The sequence below is a fragment of the Caldanaerobacter subterraneus subsp. tengcongensis MB4 genome, assembly GCF_000007085.1.
GTDB classification, from domain to species: domain Bacteria; phylum Bacillota; class Thermoanaerobacteria; order Thermoanaerobacterales; family Thermoanaerobacteraceae; genus Thermoanaerobacter; species Thermoanaerobacter subterraneus.
In genome coordinates, this window is the sequence record NC_003869.1 from 1055481 (window position 1) to 1074064 (window position 18584).

An 18584-nucleotide genomic window follows, 5' to 3' on the forward strand; every position below is an offset into this window, starting at 1 on the left:
AGAACTTGGAAACAAAACATCACAGAAAGGGGTGTCTCTTGTGAAAAAACATATCTTTGAGGATATTATACTACAAAATGCTCTAAATTTCACTGAGGAAGTAGTAGAAATTTTTGGTGATTTGTTAAACAAAGGAATGAATATTACAGAGCTTGTAGCAAGGATAAAGGAACTCACGGACAAACTAGGTAGAGGGGCAATAGAAGCAATTATTGAAGAGTTAGATAGGATAATAAAAGAAGACAAGAGAAGGAAAGAAAAATGGGTAGTAGAGAGGAAAGATAAAAAGAGATTAACGACAGTCCTTGGGGATATTGAATATGAGAGGACATATTACAAATCTAAAGAGGATGGGAGATATACATATTTGGTGGATGATGCATTAGAGATAGGACGGCACGATAGGATAGAAAAGGGAGTAAAGATAAAGTTAGTAGAAAACGCAATAGAAGAATCATATGAGAGAAGTAGTAAAAAAGCATGTCCAGAGGAGTTAAGTAAACAGACGGTATTAAATGCAATAAGGGAAATAGGGGAAGTAGAAGTAAAGAGAGAAATAAAAGAAAAGAAAGAAGTAAGGGTTTTATACATAGAGGCAGACGAGGACCATGTACCTTTACAGGACGGGAGAGATGAAACTCCACGATTAGTATACATACATGAAGGTAGAGAAGAGAAAAACGGAAGGAACGTACTGAAGAATGTCTATTACAAAGCATATGTAGGAGAGAAACCTGAAGACATATGGATAGATGTAGCAAATTACATAGAAGACAATTACAAAGAAGAGAAGATAGAGAAGATATACATAGCAGGAGATGGGGCACCGTGGATAAAAGAGGGATTAAAATGGATATTAAAATCAAGGTTTGTACTAGACAGATATCATTTAAACAAATACGTATTAAAAGCTACATCAAAAGAGCCAAAGTATAGGGATAAGATATGGAGAGCAATAAATGAAGGGGATAAAGAAAGAGTAAAGAAGGTATTTGATGAGTTAATAAAGGCAGCAGAGGAAGAGAGAGAGAAAGAGAAGATAAAAGAAGCAAAGAAATACATACTAAACAATTGGGAAGGGATAAAAATATACAACGAAGACGAAGATGTAATAGGGTGCAGTGCAGAAGGACATATAAGCCATGTATTTTCAGCAAGACTAAGCAGGAATCCATTAGGGTGGAGCAGAGAAGGATTAAAACTAATGGCGAAATTAAGGGTATTTAGCAAGAATGGAGGAGACTTAAGAGAAGTAGAATGGGGCAAGAAAAAGAATATAAATGCAGGAAGTTACAAATTAACGAAGAAGCAAATAAAAGAAGCGGTAAGGAGAGTTAAAACGTCTACAAATGAAAAGATAAACAATATTACAGTTTTGAATATAGGGAAAGTAACGCCAATATATAGGGTTTTAAGAGCATTAAAATATGCACAAGTTATATAAAAAAGCATGATAAGTTGAAGGCTGAAATTAACTAAGTTTCAGGGGTTGTCTTAAAAAAATCCTACAGTATCTTGACACTATCATAAGGGAGAATGGACTTTGAAAAAATAAGTACCTCCTGATAAAATACAGAGTGTAAGTTTAAGAACTTACCTCGAATTATCAAAATAAACAGGAGGTACCTAAAATGAAGTATAAACAAAATGAAAAGATTTTGCAAGTAACGGGAGACACATTAATTGCGGGAGTAGACATAGCAAAAGAAAGCCATTATGCCAGAGCATTTGACTACAGAGGAGTAGAATATGGGAAATACCTGAGATTTGAAAACAATAGAGAAGGTATGACAAAATTTCTTAACTGGGCAAAAGACTTGATGGAGAGACATAAGAAAAACAAACTAATAGTAGGGATAGAACCGACAGGGCAATATTGGCTGTGTTTTGCCCAATACCTTAAAGACAATAACATAAAGGTAGTATTGGTTAATCCATTTCATGTAAAGATGAGCAAAGAATTAGATGACAATTCTCCCACAAAAAGCGATAAGAAAGACCCAAAAACAATAGCAATGCTAGTAAAAGACGGGAGATATGTAGAGCCGATAATACCTGAAGGAGTATATGCAGAATTAAGGGTAGCGATGGGCATAAAAGACAGGTTGAACAAACAAATAGGGATGACAAAAAATCAAATAACAAGATGGTTGGACATATACTTTCCAGAGTTTAACACCGTATTTTCAGACTGGGAAGGGAAAGCAGCACTTATCACATTAAGAGAATTTCCAACGCCTGAGAAGATAGCAAAAAAGAGTGCTGAAGAAATAATATCGATATGGAAGAAAGAAGTACAAAGAGGGGTAGGAGAAAAAAGGGCTATAAAGCTGATAGAAACTGCTAAGGAGAGCATAGGGAAGAAGCAGGGCATAAAGATGGCGGAATACGAGATAAAGACTCTCATTGAACAATACGAATTTTTAAAAAAACAAATTGAAGAAATAGAGAAGAAGATGGAAGAATTAATAGTTGAGATACCAGGGGTTAAAGAACTACTAGAAATCAAAGGGATAGGAGTAAACACAGTAGCAGGTTTTATTGCAGAAGTAGGAGATATTGAAAAATATGAACATCCAAAACAGATACAAAAACTAGGGGGATTAAACCTAATAGAAAATAGCTCTGGTAAGCATAAAGGAGAAACGACAATAAGTAAAAGAGGGAGGAAGCGATTGAGGAGTGTGCTATTTAATGCAGTAATGGCCTTGGTCGCAAAAAACGAAGAATTTCGTGAACTACACAAATATTACACCACCAGAGCGCAAAACCCGCTAAAAAAGAAGCAATCACTAATAGTATTGTGCAACAAACTGATAAGGATATTTTATGTCATATTAAAGAAAGGAGTAAAATATGACCCAATCAAGATGATGAAGGACATAAAGAGGCCAGGCTTACAGGAAGCTGCATAAAAAGTGCCAACATACTATCAAATCAATTAAGGGTTAATCATCTTCTCTTCAGCTTTAACTTAGTCACATCTAAAGAGCTGACCCTTAAGAAGAAATTGATTTTTATGAAAAGCGAAAGTGTGAACGATGTGACATAAAAGGTAAAAGAAGGAATAAGACAAAAACAACCAATCAAGAGATGGGATATTGACAACAAGAGCGGGAATTGTCATAAAAATAATCACCATACGGGCAAAGACCCTGCAATGGAGCAGAAATGACATCCACCTCATGGCAGGTAGAACGAAGGAATTAAGGACTAAGATCCAGTGAGACATGGGAGGGTAAACCCCATGAGATAAGTGGAGCTATCCCGCCATAATATGGAAATAGGATATGAGGTTTATTAAGCTTACCCATTTAATGGTTAGATAAGTAAGAAATGGTAATATAAGCCATGAGATGCTCTTGTTGTGATGAGAAAATTAAAGAAAAACTAAGATATTAAGAGAAAATAAAAGATAATAGAGGGAGGAGATCGTAAAATTTGCAGATGCAGCGCTGTATGCGGCTAAAACAAAAGGCAAGAACAGGCTTGTTTTCTATAGCCATCTGAACAAACAAAAAGATTAGAGGAGTGTAATTTGATGGAAAATATAACTATAGGCCGATATATTAATTTACCTGTAGTTTCACAAGATGCCGATTTAAGAGAAGTTGCAAGAGTAATGCTTGAAAGTAAAGAAGGCGTGGTTATCGTAGAAAAAGAAGACGGCGCAAAGGGGTACATTGACTATAACGGAGTGCTAAAATGGTTTCTCATGGGAGATGAAGCTTCAAAGTTTAAGGCTAAAGATGTTGCTATCTTGATAAAAGACGAAGATAAAGTGGAAGCGACCATGAATATAGAGGATCTTGTCAAAAGTGTAATTACACACAAAGACTGTCGGTTATTTACCAGCACAAATGGAGGAGTAATAGCTAGACTTTCTCTTGAAAATTTAATTGAGGAACTTGCAAAGTCGCGTAGTGATGAAAAGGAAAAAAGGGAAGGGCTGGAACGCTTAATAGGGATGGTGATAGACCTCTTACCTTTTGGAGTAGCGCTGGTTTCGGAGATTGGTGAAATCATACGGGCGAATAAGCTTGCGATGGAAATAATATCCGAAAATCCAATAGAAGTTGAAGAAATAAGAAAAATGATTAACGATAATCGAGGAAAAATATTAACAACCAAGGCAGGAACCTATTATAGGATGAGTACGAATATTTTAGGTGAGACAAATGACTTTTTAGTTACATTTACCGATATAACAGCGGAATACAATATGATGCAAAAACTGAGAAGTAGTCAAAATGAAGTGGAAACGGCATTTTCGATTATGCTTCCGGACCAGCGCATAGAGACACGATTAAAATCCATTCCAGAGTATATGGATGAGTACGATGAAACTACAGGCATGGTGAAGATAACCGGTATAATCAGAAATGGTGGTTTCAGGCACGTGGTAAACATGCTTAAATTAATTGCAGATGCTTTTAGACAAGGTCTGATGGAATTGCCTGGGATGGATAAGAATGCACTTGTACAGGCAGCTGTTCTGCATGATATTGGGAAAGTACAGCCGGACTTGAAGATAGGAGATATAGTAAATCCGAAAGAAGTGTTTGAAAAGGGTTATTTTCATGCATTTCGAAGCGCTGATTTAAGCAAGGCGTTATATAATATAGACGATAAGGTGTATTATTTGATAAAGTATCATCATCATCTTGAAAACGAACTGCCCTCCGACTTCCCTGAGGTTCTATTGCCAATGTACAGATTTTTCAGATTAATTGATGGTCTTTCAGCTGGGATTACTCGCAGAGGTTCTAAAGTATTGATGAAGATAAACGGTACCAGAATTTATGTGAAGGAAGAAAGTAGTTTTCCATCTTACAATCAGGAAATTGAAATGGACATTTACACTGGATTTTTCAATAGCAGGAAGTTGTAAAGTGCAAAATAATATAGGTGTGTTGAGTTACTATTTATAATGCATATATTGAAAATGCTCAGATGCTTTTAGAAAAACTTAAATCTAATACAACTATTAATGCTCAAGAAATAGCAAAGCTTGTTGAACTTACATCAAATACACAAAATAATATAGAAGCTTTAGTCAAATTAAATGCTGAAACTGCAGCAAATGTTGTAGATAAAGCAAATTTAGCATATTCAAAATCAAAAGTAATTTTTTTAGTAGTCTCTATTTTACTTACAGCAATATCCGTAATAACGGCACTTGCAATAACAAGATTACTGAGAAATTCTATTAAGCAAGTCAACATTCTTGCTGAGAGATTATCAAAATATGATTTTACAGCTGAAACTGATGATGAGGGTAAAAACGAATTTACTGAAATGAATAGATCATTAAAAACCGTAATTGAAAATATAAAAGAAGCAATAAGAACAGTTAAAAAAATGTAGAAACTTTAAGAGCAAATTCAGAAAACTTATCAGCAGTATCAGAAGAATTAGCATCATCTTCGCAAGAACTAGCAAAGACTATACAAGAAGTCGCAGAAGGAGTAACTGCTCAGGCAAATGATCTCCAGGATATAGTAGGTTTAATACATGGTTTAACTCGAAATGTAGAAAATGTCTATAAAGAACTTCAAAACGTTAAAAATGAAACAGGCAATACAGCAGATAGGGCTAACAATGGTAAAAAAGAGATGGACAAGCTTGTTAAGTCAATATAGTTATATCAAAGATTAATAATCTTACAAAATCAATTAAGGAAATTAGCAACATAACCAATGTAATAACATCAATATCAGAACAAACAAACCTTCTAGCATTAAATACGACTATCGAAGCAGCCAGGGCTGGAGAAGCTGAAAGAGGATTTGCAGTGGTTGCTGAAGAAGTTAGAAAGCTTGCGGAAGAATCTAAAAAATCAACCAACGAAATAATTGAATAAAAACATCAAATGAAGTAGATAACTTTATAAAATCTCAAACAAATGTAGTAGAAAACACTGTTGAGGCATTTGGCAAAATTTTAGAATCGGTTGAAAACATAGCACCATTTATGGATAAGACTTATAAAGGAATGGATGAAATAGTAAAATCTAAAGATGAAATATTATCTAAAGTAGAATCAGTAAGTGCCGTAACACAAGAGAACTCTGCGGCATCAGAAGAAGTGGCCGCTTCATCAGAAGAACTTTCAGCATCATCAGAAGAAGTGGCTGCAATAGCACAGAACTTACATTCAATGGCTATACGCTTAGCAAATGTGGTAGATAAATTTAAAGTTTAAATTAAACTAAAATTGTGTTAGGTAGTAATGACTGATTATTACTGCCTCAGACTGTAGACAAACTCTACGGAATCCCGTGTAATAAAAAGGATTCCGTAGTTTTTTATCTTCATATGGAAGAACAAAAGATAAGGGAGAGAAAAAGTATTCAAAAATGACCCCTCTTTCATTAATCTTGTAGATAAATTGCAAAAAATATTTTTAAGCTCCAGTGAAGAAACAGGTTCCATCAAGCTTTTTCCATAAGATGTTTCAGAAGGGATTATTAAAAACTGGGGATATATTGTGTATAGAAAACTTTGGGAAGAGCTTGAGATAGGTAAATTTCTCAAACAGTATAGCTCCCAAAATTCCAAGATAAAGTTTGACATTGATAAAGTGGCATTAATTAGCATATGAAAATAATGTAGTGGCAAATTTCACGCCCATTTTTTGTCAATACCTGTATTTCCAAGCCTTTTGGGTTTCGAACTGACAAAGTCAAGAAAAAATAGTGAAATAAAAGAAATTATAGAATTAATAAATAGTACTTGAATTTACTGCAGTTATAAAATTTTCAACATTAATTTAGAGGTTTTTAAAGAATGAAAACCGTTTTTATATACGGAATGAAGTAAATTATTATAGCTAAAATTATTGTAGCACAAAACAGCTAAAATATAGTATAATAATTATAGGCAATACACGGGGGTGTTCAAAGATGATGCAGGTTAGTTCCACAGAATTTAAAAACAATGTAGGAAAGTTTCTAAAACTCTCAGAAAAGGAGGACATTTTAATTTTAAAAAACGGAAAGCCTGTAGCAAAGCTTACAGCTGTATCAAAAAATGAGAAAGAAATTGCTTATGATAGGCTTTTAGAAATGATAAAAAAGAGTAAACCAGTTACCGAAGAAATTGATTTGAAAGCAGCAAGAGAGGAGAGACTGAACAAATATGATAGTGCTACTTGATACAAACATTTCTCTCGATTTTTTACTCAAAAGAGAACCATTTTTTGAACCAGCTAGTAGAATATTAGAAATGGTTAAAGACGATAAAATAAAAGCTTGTATAACTGCTTCGTCAGTTACAGATATTTACTATATTATGAGAAGATACAAAAGTCAAGAAGAAAGAGTGCTTATGTTGTCAGAATATCTTAAACTTGTAGAAATAATAAGTACTACTAAAACAGATATTATAAAAGCTTTAAAGATGAAGAACACAGATTTTGAAGATGCTGCTATGTTTCAAAGTGGGAAACGAAGAAAAGTTGATTATATTGTAACTAGAGACAAGATAGAATTTACTGACAAGATAGTTAAGATTGTTACCCCGGAGGAATTTTTGAGAATTGTTAGAAAATAAAAATAAATTAAGAATTAACACATACAAGAGGTGGAGCAACCGCCTCTTTTTTATCGATAAAAATTAGAACGGAAAGAAGAATGCGATGAATCCTATAAAAGAAGCTGCAGAAGCATTAGGGGTATCAAGGGATGTTATTTATTGTATGGTTTACCGTGGAGTACTTCCCCATAATCGGACCCAGGGTAAAGGAAAAAAGGGTAAAATACTCATTCCTAAAAAAGCTTTAGAAAAGTGGCTTATGGGAAAACAAAGGATAGAGCAAAAGATAAAAAAGAAATAAACGATTTAAAAAAGCTTCTTTTTTATTTAAAACCAGAATGATTAAACGCTTTTGAAAAATAATTTTGCAAAAGGGTAGAAGAAATGTCCAAGATCCTCACTGTAAAACAGGCAGCACAAGAATTTTTTGGTGGCACAATATCACAAGAAATGATTTATGTTCTTGTGAGACAAAAAAAGATACCTCATGTACGCCTAGGAAGCCGTATCCTTCTGGATGAAGAGGTACTACAACGGTGGTGGGAAAAAGAATTAGCTAAAAATCGACAAACATAAAAAATAAAAGAATAAAAAGTAACATGATAAAATATAAAATAGTCTTTCAACGTTAGTAGATAATAAATAAACCTGTAGTTTAGCCCTGTTTTTATTATGTTGGAAATTTTTTTGATATTGATTGGGAGTTTTACTATTTTGCTGCGAGTTTTAGATAAGAAAGAGACTTTGCAAATAGCGTGCTGATTTCATGGTAATGTAGTAATGCAGTTAGTAATGCAATAACGTTAAAAAAACATTAAAAAGACTTAAATTAACGCGTGTCAATAGCGGATTTAAATTGACCCATTTTCAACGATTTTAAATTGCTCCACCAAGCTTTTTAAAATTAAGTCTTGATATGCAGGTTACCATATAGGCCAGTTCTTAACCTATCCTTCAGGTGGCAGCTGCTTGTATTAATAAATACTTTGTGTCAAAATCAAAACTTATTTCTCCTACAGTGCCGGCATTTAATAACAACGAAAGCAATTCACGACAGCAATCTACGTCTTCTGGTACACTTTAGATATGTGACGCTTTTTATAGAAGGCAAAGTCTTTGCAGAGGAATTTGAAATAGAACCCAAGTTGGTTAACTGGTTGTGTAGACTCAGTACTAACAATTGCAGACATCAATCTACCAGATCAGAATGGCTTTGAATTTATTCGGAACTTGAAATCAGAGGAAAAGTACAGACACATTCCTGTGATAATTTTGAGCATAGATGCTACCGTACCCTCAATTAGACGGGCAGTGGAAGCCGGTGCAGTGGATTATCTTGTTAAACCCTTTAAAGCAGAAGAACTTGTGAAGCGGGTAGTAAAATTAGTAGGGAGTGTCAAAAAAGAAGATCGCTATCCCGAACTTAAAGACCTGCTGAAAAAAGAAGTAAACCGTGCCAGAAGAGATAATGTCAATCTCTCGCTGGTTCTGGCACATTGCGAAGGAAAAATTGCAGGTCAAATTTCAAAAATAGCAGAGAAGATAAGAAGTAAACTTCGCGATATAGTGCGGTATTTGAAATTAACGAAAATACTCTGGTGCTTGTTCTTCCTGTGACGGGAAGAAAAGGCGCGGAAGTTGTAGTGAAAAAGATTTAGGGCGAACTGCGTGGCAGCTGGCGTTATGCCATAAGTACATATCCTGATAATGGGAAAGATGAAGAGGAACTTATCAATTTTGCAAAAGAAAGCTTGATGAAGGGAGAATCAAATTCATCTCAGGAAGATGATAAAGAAAAAGAGGAAAAATAAAAGCAATTGGACTTAAAAAGATATTCATAGTACCAGATAGGTACTCGGCCAATTCGCCTTTCAGGCTCAGGTGGCCGCTCGCTTTGCTCGCCCCGCCTTCGCTCCTCAAGTTCGCCAAGTTTAGTTACCGCTTTGACAACAAGTCGCATTTACACACAAAATGCCACTTCTTTATTTTGTCAACAGTCTGAGTACCAGATAGGTACTTTTTATTTTTTATCTTTCTTAAAAGAAGGAATTTGAAGAAATATGTAGAAATAAACAATACAGGCTGGGAAATTGAACTTTGTAAAAGGCAAAAGGATCTAGGCAATTGCACGAGAAACAGGTAAAACGCAGGGTGGGTCAATTTAAAAACCGTTGAAAATGGGTCATTTTAATCTGCTATTGACACTGATATTGATGAATCACATAGTTATATCACAATAGGCATTCTAAAAATTTTATTCCTGCAAATGTTTTTCCTTAGGGAAAGAAGAAGAAGGCAACAGCCCATCAAAAAACGATAGAAAGGACGCGTTAATAATTGCAAGACTAATAAAAGAAAGGGAAATTTCTAAACTGTCTTTTACCTCAAAACACATATGCAGATTTAAGAAACCTTTCAGTTGCAAGGAAGCAGTTAATAAAGAAACTTAAACAGTGTAAAGAATAAAATTATTGCAATATTAGACGAATACTTTCCTGAATTTGAAGAAGTATTCAAGAATTTGTGGGGGAAAATAGCCTTATGGGTATTGAGGAACTGTCCATTTCCCAGCATAATCCTTAAACTGAGCAAAGAAGAAATAGCAGGGAAGCTAAAGAAAGCCACTAATAACAGGGTAGGCATGAAAAGGTCAGAAAAGCTCATTGAAAGAATTTGAAGAGCAGCATTTCTCAAAAGAAGATACCGAGCGAAAAGCAGGGACATAAGGATGAACCCTTTCAATACCTTTTTCAATATTTCAATTCTATACCCAACAATGGAGGGATGAAGTATGGATGTTGTAGGGTTTGTAAATGGAAAGATTTATACACGTTTTAATCCAAAGAAGATCGTAAATGCGTTAGTAGTGGTAAATGAACGAGTGGTCTATGCAGGAGAAAATGAAAAAGCAAAGGAGATTGTAAAATTTCTAAATGGGGAAGTAGTTGATTTGGAAGGCAAAACCGTTCTACCAGGCTTTATAGACTCCCACATGCATCTTGACGAACTAGGAATGTACCTGAATATGGTTGACTTAAGAGGGGTTAGAAGCATAAAGGAGCTGAAGAAGAAAATCGGGGATTATGCCGAAAAAGCGCAAACTACTTGGGTTATCGGGCATGGTTGGGATCAAGAACTATTTGAGGAAAAGAGCTGGCCAACAAGATGGGATTTAGACGAAGTTGTAAAAGATAGGCCTGTTATGCTTTCAAGAGTTTGCTTACATGCAGGTGTTCTTAACACTAAGGCAATGAAACTCACTGGACTTTTAGAAATTGACTCTCCTGGAGTAATAAAGAACGAGGATGGAGAACCTACTGGGATAGTTGAAGAAGAGGCATTTGAACTTGCGAGAGAGAAATTCAAGGAAACCTTGACTTTAGAAGATTATGAAAAGTTCTTTAAAAATGCAATGAGCTTTGCTGCCTCCCAGGGGGTAACTACAGTAGGCTTTGTAAGTTGTGATGAGAAATCGATACAAGGACTTAGCAGACTAAAAGAAAAAGTGAACTTCTTAATAAGAGTTATAGTTTATCTAGAGCCGGGCAGAAGAGAAGTGAGCAATAAGGGAATGTACGGGAACAAAGATATTTTAGAGTCACTCAAAAAGCTTGGAACTAAGAGAGGGTTTGGAGATGAGAAGCTCAAGATTAATGGGATTAAAATTCTTGCCGATGGGAGCTTAGGGGCTAGAACTGCCTGGCTTTCCAAACCGTATAGTGATGAACCATCTACAAGCGGTTATCCAAACATTGATAAGAAAACATTAAAAGAGCTTATTAAAGAAGCACATGAAGCTGGACTGCAATTGGCGATTCACGGAATCGGGGATAAAACAATAGATATGATCCTCGACGCTTACGAGAATCTTGGAGATATTAAGAATGGAAGGCACAGGATAGAGCATGCGTCGATTTTGAGAAAGGACCAAATCAAGAGAATAGCAAGACTTGGAGTGGTAGCTTCAGTACAGCCACGCTTTGTAATAACTGACTGGTGGGCAAAGAGCAGGGTTGGAGATGAAAGGGTTAAGTGGATTTATCCATTTAAGAGTATGCTTGAGAATGATGTAAGCATTGGCTTTGGAACCGATTGCCCTGTTGAGGTCCTTAACCCATGGGAGACAGTTTATGCAGCGGTAACTAGAGGAAAATACGAAAATGTGCCCTATTATGAAGACAGTAAAGAGGAGTGCTTAACATTAGAAGAAGCTCTCTATGCCTACACGTTTGGTTCTGCCTACATAATGTTCGAAGAGGTCAATCTGGGAACTCTCGAAGAAAGAAAGCTGGCGGACTTCATAGTCGTTGATAGAGATCCCTTTGAAGTCGAGGAAAATGAACTGAAAGGAATAAAAATCTTGGAAACCTATGTTGGAGGTAAGAGAGTATTTTAATTCCTTGGTCAGGTCCAAATTTTTGTGTAAAATTCCTCTGGTTAGACATTTATGATGCAATAAGCATCACCAGCAGAGGATGAAAATACTCATAAAATCTAGTATAATTTTTTTAGCGGCTGGTGAAGGCAGGTCGTTTTTATTTTGATGCTTCGAGCTCGATGGTTAGACTGAACCACAACGACCGGGTGCACCACAGACTGTTGCTCCAATATGGAAGCACGCGGGATAGAATAATCGATAGAGGTTGTTGCACCAGCCCTTCAAATTTAAAAGCCGCTGGACAATGATACAAATGGAAGTTATATATCCACGCTGTTGTGGCTTAGACATTCATAGAAAGACTGTAGTAGCTTGTGTAATTACACCAGAAGAAAAAGAAATACGTACATTCTCCACAATGACTGAAGATATACTAGCTATGGTGGACTGGATTAAAAGTAAAAGGTGTACACATGTAGCGATGGAAAGTACAGGTTCTTACTGGAAGCCCATTTACAATATTCTTGAGATTGAGGGGCTCAATCCAATGGTAGTAAATGCTAATCATATTAAGAATGTACCGGGCAGAAAAACGGATGTAAAGGATGCGGAGTGGATTGCAGGATTATTGCAGCATGGTTTACTGCAGGGCAGTTATATTCCTTCAAGAGAGCAGCGGGAATTGCGGGAATTAATAAGATATCGACGGAGCTTAATAGAAGAACGTGCCAGAGAAATAAACCGGATGCAAAAAGTATTAGAGGGAGCAAATATTAAACTTGCTTCTGTAACTACAGATATACTGGGGAAATCATCACGTGCGATGATTGAAGCTATAATTAATGGAGAAGAAGATCCTGCCATTTTATCCGAATTGGCTCAGAAACGATTAAAGAATAAGAAAGAAGAACTAAAGAAAGCTTTAAATGGTTTAATAGGGCCACATCAAAGATTAATGTTAAAGACACAGCTGGCACATAATAGATTTTCTCGATGAACAAATAGCCTTATTGGATGAAGAGATAAAGAGGCGAATGCTCCCTTTTGAAGAGGACTTGGAACGTTTAGACACTATTCCTGGAATAGGCAGACGCACATCTGAACACATAATAGCTGAGATTGGGACTAACATGGACCAATTTCCTTCGGCTGCGCATCTTTGCTCCTGGGCGGGGGTAGCTCCAGGTAACAATGAAAGTGCAGGGAAAAGAAAATCGGGTAGAACACGAAAAGGGAACGAAAAATTACGGTCTGTGTTAGTAGAAGCTGCAAGAGCCGCTGCTCACACGAAAGATACATATTTATCAGCGCAATATCACCGTATAGCTGCCCGGCGAGGAGCCAATCGCGCTGTAGTTGCTGTAGCTCACAGTATTCTTACGATTGTGTATTATTTATTAAAGCGAAAAGAGAGATATAATGAGTTAGGAGTAAACTATTACGAAGAACGCAAGAAAGAAGCAATTGTGAAACAGTCCATCAAGAAATTAGAGGCATTAGGATTAAAAGTCACCGTGGAGGATACAGCGTAAGGTTTATGCACAATTTAATACAATGCCTCATAATACCTATAGAGTAATTTTTTAAGCGGAATACTATAGGTTTGTATAGTTATTGTTTTTTTGTCTTTTTTAGCGGTGTTTTATTTTCGGGATAGAATATGAACCTTCTTTATCACTCTGTTCAATTCATTGTACTGTCGCTGTCCCTTGGTGTTAGGGATACGCTACGCCTGACTTTTGCCCTCCTTGATGCTAGGTTATTAAAAAATAATTGGGCAGTAGTAAAGAAGGTTATTTTTCTGAAACAACCCTATTATTTACTTTTCTCATAATTTCTTTTTAATACTCTAAATGTGATAGTTTTCTGGTTTGAGTTCTTTTTATTCTAAGGAGAAGACGTAGGAGAAGGGTTAAGAGTTTCATTACCAATACTGAAAGGCCATTTGCGAGCAAGCTATGGATAAAATATGTTTTAAAAGTTATTAGCGGTGAAGTCAGCTACAAAAAATTTTTATCTACGACATCTTGACACGCACAGAAAGTTAAAAAGTAGTTGATAATTTATTAAGTTTGAAGTACAATGAAAGTAAGAAAAATCTTATTTTCAATGCGTAAAGGAGGGATAGTATGGAATTGGCAAAAGTGACAACAAGAGGCCAAATTACAATTCCTAAAGAAATACGTAAAAAATTGAACCTTAAAGAAGGAGATAAGGTAGTTTTTATTGAAGAGAATGGGAAAATTATTATAGAAAATTCAGCAGTGTTTGCACTTCGTCAAATACAAAATGAATTTAAAGGGGAAGCAGAAAAAGCTGGTTTAAAAAGTGAACAGGATATAGTTGATTTAGTTAAAAAGATCAGGAAAGAAATGTGGGAAGAGCAACATGCGAATAATGGTTGATACAAATGTTTTAATTTCTGCTATATTGTTTCCCAATACACAAATGGATGAAATAATGAAAATTATAGTAGAAAAGCATAGGTACAAGGGATAAAGATCTTCTTGATGTTAAAATTGAAAAACCATTAATTTTGACACCGGCGCAGTTTCTAGAAAAGTTTGGCTAAGATGCAATACATTTATAATTTTGCAATTATTCTAGCTATAAAAAATTACACGGATTTTGTAAGGACCTATGAAAAATAATTAAGAAAGAAGGTTTTGAAATTGAAAAAGATTTTTCTTGCTATCGCGACAGTGCTGGTTTTATCAGTAGTTTTTACAGGCTGCACTAGGGAAAATCAAAGCCCCGAAAGTAGTTTACCCAAGGAAGAAACAAAAGTGACCGATTACTTTCCGGTTTCGGAAAATCTTTATTGGAAATACGAAGGTATCGGCAATGAATTTGCAGGTGGAAGAGTGGATATAGAATTTATTGAAGGAAACAGAGTTCAGTTCTCTTATGACAATGGAGGTACTGTTGTAGCAAAAGTTTTTGAAGTAAGTAATGAAGGCGTGAAGGTGATTAATTCTATCGAAGAAAGTTATTACAGGATAAACTATCTTGCAGAAGAACCTACCCATGAAGAGTATTATTTAAAATCACCCATAAAAGAAAAAGTCAGCTGGCAAGACGGTAGCATTGTCTGGACTATTGAAAGCTTAAATGAGAAGGTAGAAGTACCTGCAGGAGAATTTACATGTATTAAAGTTGTGGGCAAGTCTGGAGATTTTGTATTAGAAAGATATTTTGCAAAAGGTGTAGGGCTTGTCAAACAAAGATTTGCATCTGATAACATGACTGTAGAAGACAATCTTTCTAAATTTGGCGATGCTGAAAAAGACAACTGCCTGCCTGCAAAAGAGCTGACAATTTATTATCCTTCAGAAAACGTGGATAAATTGCTGGAAGATAGGGTAGTAGAGAAGTTTAAAACCGGCGAAACTCTTGTGGAGAGGATAACTGAACTTTTGAAAAGCGAAAAGTACAGAGTACTGAGCAAAAACACACGACTCTTGGATATAAAAAAAGGAGAAAATGTTCTGAGGCTTAATTTTTCTAAAGAACTTATCACTGAGATGAATGCCGGCTCGGGATATGAGGCGCTACTTATAGACAGCATAGTAAACACCTACGGCTATAACTTTGGAGTAGAAGGTGTCATCTTAAATGTGGAAGGTAAGGGATACGAGTCCGGGCATTTTGTCTTCGGCAAGGACGAAGTTTTGAAGGTAGACAGGTAATTGTGCTGAGGATTTCAATATAAGGCGCAAAAAATTTTCTAAGATAGTGTAAAATTTCAGTAGGTAACGAAGCAGGAAAATGAGGTATGAGTGCAGAAAAAAAGACCTCACTGGGGGAAAATCAAAAATCAAAACAAAGGAAGGTGAGGTCCGAGATGAAATAAAAAAGATAATGCAGCCGACAAAGCAGGAGGAAAAAAGAAAATACGCGGAAGAAGACATAGAAGAATGGTTAAGAGTTTCATTACCGATACTGGAAGGTCCATTTGCGAGCAAGCCATGGATAAAATACGTTTTAAAGGAATTAATACGAGTAAATGGATTAGCAGTAGGTATTTGAGTAGTAAACAACTAGTATATATTTTTACATTAAAAAAGCAAAAAAGAAAGCGGATATTTATGATTTGTTGAAGTAATAATTTAACATAATTAGCAATATATATAAACTACTAATTTTAAACTCCTAGATTTTTAACGGTGAGGTCAGTTATAAAAATTTTTTACCTACAGAATCTTGACGCAGACGTGGATGGCAAAATGCTTTTAAACCCTTTTAAAATGTGGTATAATAAAATCAATTCCGGCAAAGTAGATAGAAATACTCAAAATTTGCTTTATGACAGGAGAGTTTAAGATGAAAGTGAAAGAGATTTTAGAAAAAGCGTATCATGAGAGCAATCTCACAAAGGATGAGATAAAACTTTTGCTGATGGCAGAAGGTGAGGATAAAGATCTTCTTTTCAAAACAGCAGACAGGGTAAGGAAAGAGCACGTTGGCGACGAGGTTTTTTTGAGGGGACTTATTGAATTTTCAAGCTATTGCAAAAACGACTGTTTTTACTGTGGACTGAGGCGCAGCAACCAGAATGCTCAAAGGTACAGAATGCAGGAAGATGAGATAGTAGAAGTTGCAAAAAGAGCATATCAAATGGGGTACCGCACTGTGGTGCTGCAGTCTGGTGAGGACATGTATTACACCAAAGACAGGCTGTGTTCAATCATAAAGAAGATGAAAAGGGTGGTTGACGTTGCTATAACACTTTCGATTGGTGAAAGGTCGTATGATGAGTACAAGGTGTTTAAAGATGCCGGGGCGGACAGGTTTCTGATGAGGTTTGAAACTTCAAATGAAAAGCTATATAGAAAGTATCATCCTGGCATGAGCTTTGAAAACAGGATAGAGTGCCTTAAGTGGCTCAAAAAACTTGGGTATGAACTTGGGACAGGTTTTTTGATAGGCCTTCCAGGTCAGACGTTGGATGATTTGGCACAGGACATAATTCTTGTAAAGGAATTGGATGCAGATATGATAGGCATTGGACCTTTTATTCCTCATCCCCAAACGCCTCTAAAAGATGCAAAAGAAGGTTCAGTTGATTTGACGCTCAAGAGCATTGCCATTTTGAGGCTTTTGAATCCAGATGCTAATATTCCGGCAACAACTGCACTTGGCACTTTAGACCCGCTGGGAAGACAAAAGGGGCTCATGTGTGGTGCAAACATTGTAATGCCGAACGTCAACAGGCTTGAGTACAAGCTCAAATATGAGCTGTATCCTGGCAAGATTTGCATAAATGAGGATGCGACAAAGTGCAGAGGATGCATTGAGTCAATCATTGTTTCGGTGGGCAGGAAGGTCGGGCAGGGGAAGGGACAGAGCAGGCACTACAAAAGAGCTTCTGTGAGCTAAATTGTAATGTGTCATAGTTTCATTCAATAGCTTTTTATTTTTGGGCAGGTTATCCCAGGGCAACGAAGAAATGTCAAAAAGTAAAGAAACGTAATTAGAAAGCTGATCCAAAACAACCACAGGCATGAAACCAATTGTAGGATGATAAAGGCAGCGATAAAACTTTAATGCCTCAACAGGAGTCATTCCATTCATGTTTTTGCCGAAATGCGGCCGTCTGTAGTTGAAATATAGTATCCAATTTTGCGCCATGTTCAGAAACGAACTCCTTGAAGTTGCCTTATTCAAGTTTAAAGCATAAAACTCCTCATCATCAGTGCGGTGAGAACGCTCAACGAAGCAATTTGTCTTCTTGTTTCTCTCCGGGATATTAAGCAAAGATACATTCCAATGATCGAAAATAAGTTTTTGAATGAGTTTTCTTTTGCGAGAAGTGGCACTGCCTCCAAACTCTGCTCTGTTATCTGTTTGGAAGAAAAGTTGATGTTTTACACTGAAAGCTCTAAGCCATGCCGCCACAAGCAGCATGAAAGTCAGGCTGTTTTTGAAATCGAGGGAATCGGCATACGCGATAAAGCGCAATCTTGTTTTAATATCAATAGCAGTGAACTGATAAAGAGGGAGCTTATTTTTAAAAATAGAGGCATATGCTTCTGGAGGCAAAGCCGATTGATCGGCGATATGCTTTGAATCGAACTGCCAGAACTGCAAAGGTTCAAAAGCGGAGAAATCCGCAGCGAAACGGCGAGAGTCTGTAATTGTTATATGTTTCTGGCATCGGATGCCGTAACGTCTTCTGATATTACGGATGGTAAAAGGAGAAAGCTGGATATTGAAGGTATTTTTGATGAACAAAGCCCATCTTTTAGAGTCTAGATTAGTTTCTTTTGCTAAAGTTGCGACCAAATTTTCGATATGTTCTGGAGTTCTGGTAGGCATGCGGAATTTAGGCCCTCGTTTTTTGATACAGGCTGATATATCGCCGTTAGAAAGCCTGAAACGCTCTTTTAATTTATACACCCACCTTGGAGTAACACCCAAGATTTTAGCGGTTTCTTTAACGGAATGAGACTCAAGCAAAGAGATAGTAACTTGAGCAATAGCCTGGGGATTACCCGAAGCTTTAAGTTTTTGGTATAATGTCATTGGGTGGGTTCCCTCCTTAATGGGTTTTTATTGTGCCATATCCATAATACCCCAGGGATACCCACCCTTTGCAATGTCTTTTTCACTTTAATAAAGTAGTGTGAACGAAACTGTGGCTCATTTACAATCCAAAGCATGTTATGTCC

Annotated in this window: 18 protein-coding genes and 2 pseudogenes; 19 read left to right on the forward strand and 1 reads right to left on the reverse strand. The window is 36.3% G+C overall.

Translation table 11 applies throughout. The features are described 5' to 3' along the window. Positions 1–40: 40 nt before the first annotated feature. The 19 genes and pseudogenes from TTE_RS05070 to hydE all read left to right on the forward strand — a co-directional run bounded on the left by TTE_RS05070 (position 41) and on the right by hydE (position 17292). On the forward strand, positions 41–1444 hold the full coding sequence (locus TTE_RS05070; RefSeq protein ID WP_011025025.1) for an ISLre2 family transposase: 1404 nt from the start codon (positions 41–43) through the stop codon (positions 1442–1444). Between the two features lie 187 nt (positions 1445–1631). Then, positions 1632–2915: an IS110 family transposase gene (locus tag TTE_RS05075; RefSeq protein ID WP_011024548.1), complete on the forward strand. Its 1284-nt coding sequence runs from the start codon at positions 1632–1634 to the stop codon at positions 2913–2915. Positions 2916–3541: 626 nt separating this feature from the next. Next, a complete protein-coding gene (locus TTE_RS05080; protein ID WP_011025416.1) occupies positions 3542–4891 on the forward strand; it encodes an HD domain-containing protein in 1350 nt (449 codons plus the stop codon). Positions 4892–4953: 62 nt separating this feature from the next. After that, entirely contained in the window at positions 4954–5367 is a 414-nt protein-coding gene (locus TTE_RS14200; RefSeq protein WP_011025417.1) for a methyl-accepting chemotaxis protein, read from the forward strand. Between the two features lie 325 nt (positions 5368–5692). Beyond that, entirely contained in the window at positions 5693–5863 is a 171-nt protein-coding gene (locus TTE_RS14605; RefSeq protein WP_407636726.1) for a methyl-accepting chemotaxis protein, read from the forward strand. Positions 5864–5994: 131 nt separating this feature from the next. After that, on the forward strand, positions 5995–6204 hold the full coding sequence (locus TTE_RS13915) for a hypothetical protein (protein ID WP_157858513.1): 210 nt from the start codon (positions 5995–5997) through the stop codon (positions 6202–6204). A 700-nt stretch (positions 6205–6904) separates the two neighbouring features. Beyond that, complete coding sequence (locus tag TTE_RS05095; RefSeq protein ID WP_011025420.1) at positions 6905–7156, forward strand: type II toxin-antitoxin system Phd/YefM family antitoxin; 252 nt, start codon at positions 6905–6907, stop codon at positions 7154–7156. Beyond that, a complete protein-coding gene (locus TTE_RS05100) occupies positions 7140–7553 on the forward strand; it encodes a type II toxin-antitoxin system VapC family toxin (protein WP_011025421.1) in 414 nt (137 codons plus the stop codon). Before TTE_RS05095 ends, TTE_RS05100 begins: the two co-directional genes overlap by 17 nt. Positions 7554–7638: 85 nt before the next feature. Then, positions 7639–7836: a helix-turn-helix domain-containing protein gene (locus tag TTE_RS05105; RefSeq protein ID WP_011025422.1), complete on the forward strand. Its 198-nt coding sequence runs from the start codon at positions 7639–7641 to the stop codon at positions 7834–7836. Positions 7837–7919: 83 nt separating this feature from the next. Further along, on the forward strand, positions 7920–8111 hold the full coding sequence (locus TTE_RS14610; RefSeq protein WP_011025423.1) for a helix-turn-helix domain-containing protein: 192 nt from the start codon (positions 7920–7922) through the stop codon (positions 8109–8111). A gap of 654 nt (positions 8112–8765) precedes the next feature. Further along, complete coding sequence (locus TTE_RS05115) at positions 8766–9152, forward strand: response regulator (RefSeq protein WP_011025424.1); 387 nt, start codon at positions 8766–8768, stop codon at positions 9150–9152. Between the two features lie 665 nt (positions 9153–9817). Next, positions 9818–10203: pseudogene (locus tag TTE_RS13770) on the forward strand (transposase); the annotation flags it as partial. Between the two features lie 123 nt (positions 10204–10326). Beyond that, positions 10327–11931, forward strand: coding sequence for an amidohydrolase (locus TTE_RS05120; protein WP_011025426.1), 1605 nt, complete (start codon positions 10327–10329; stop codon positions 11929–11931). Between the two features lie 295 nt (positions 11932–12226). Beyond that, positions 12227–13445, forward strand: a pseudogene (locus TTE_RS05125) (IS110 family transposase). A gap of 597 nt (positions 13446–14042) precedes the next feature. Next, complete coding sequence (locus TTE_RS05130; RefSeq protein WP_011025427.1) at positions 14043–14318, forward strand: AbrB/MazE/SpoVT family DNA-binding domain-containing protein; 276 nt, start codon at positions 14043–14045, stop codon at positions 14316–14318. Between the two features lie 267 nt (positions 14319–14585). After that, positions 14586–15602 (forward strand): GerMN domain-containing protein, encoded by a 1017-nt coding sequence (locus TTE_RS05135; protein ID WP_041587138.1) that lies wholly within the window; start codon positions 14586–14588, stop codon positions 15600–15602. A 79-nt stretch (positions 15603–15681) separates the two neighbouring features. Beyond that, entirely contained in the window at positions 15682–15942 is a 261-nt protein-coding gene (locus TTE_RS05140; RefSeq protein WP_011025429.1) for a hypothetical protein, read from the forward strand. A 137-nt stretch (positions 15943–16079) separates the two neighbouring features. Next, positions 16080–16235, forward strand: a complete 156-nt coding sequence (locus TTE_RS13920; RefSeq protein WP_011025430.1) for a hypothetical protein — start codon at positions 16080–16082, stop codon at positions 16233–16235. Position 16236: 1 nt separating this feature from the next. Further along, entirely contained in the window at positions 16237–17292 is a 1056-nt protein-coding gene (hydE, locus tag TTE_RS05145; protein WP_011025431.1) for a [FeFe] hydrogenase H-cluster radical SAM maturase HydE, read from the forward strand. Here the strand turns inward: hydE and TTE_RS13470 are convergent. After that, a complete protein-coding gene (locus TTE_RS13470) occupies positions 17212–18438 on the reverse strand; it encodes an integrase (RefSeq protein WP_226990165.1) in 1227 nt (408 codons plus the stop codon). The genes hydE and TTE_RS13470 overlap by 81 nt on opposite strands. Positions 18439–18584 lie beyond the last annotated feature (146 nt).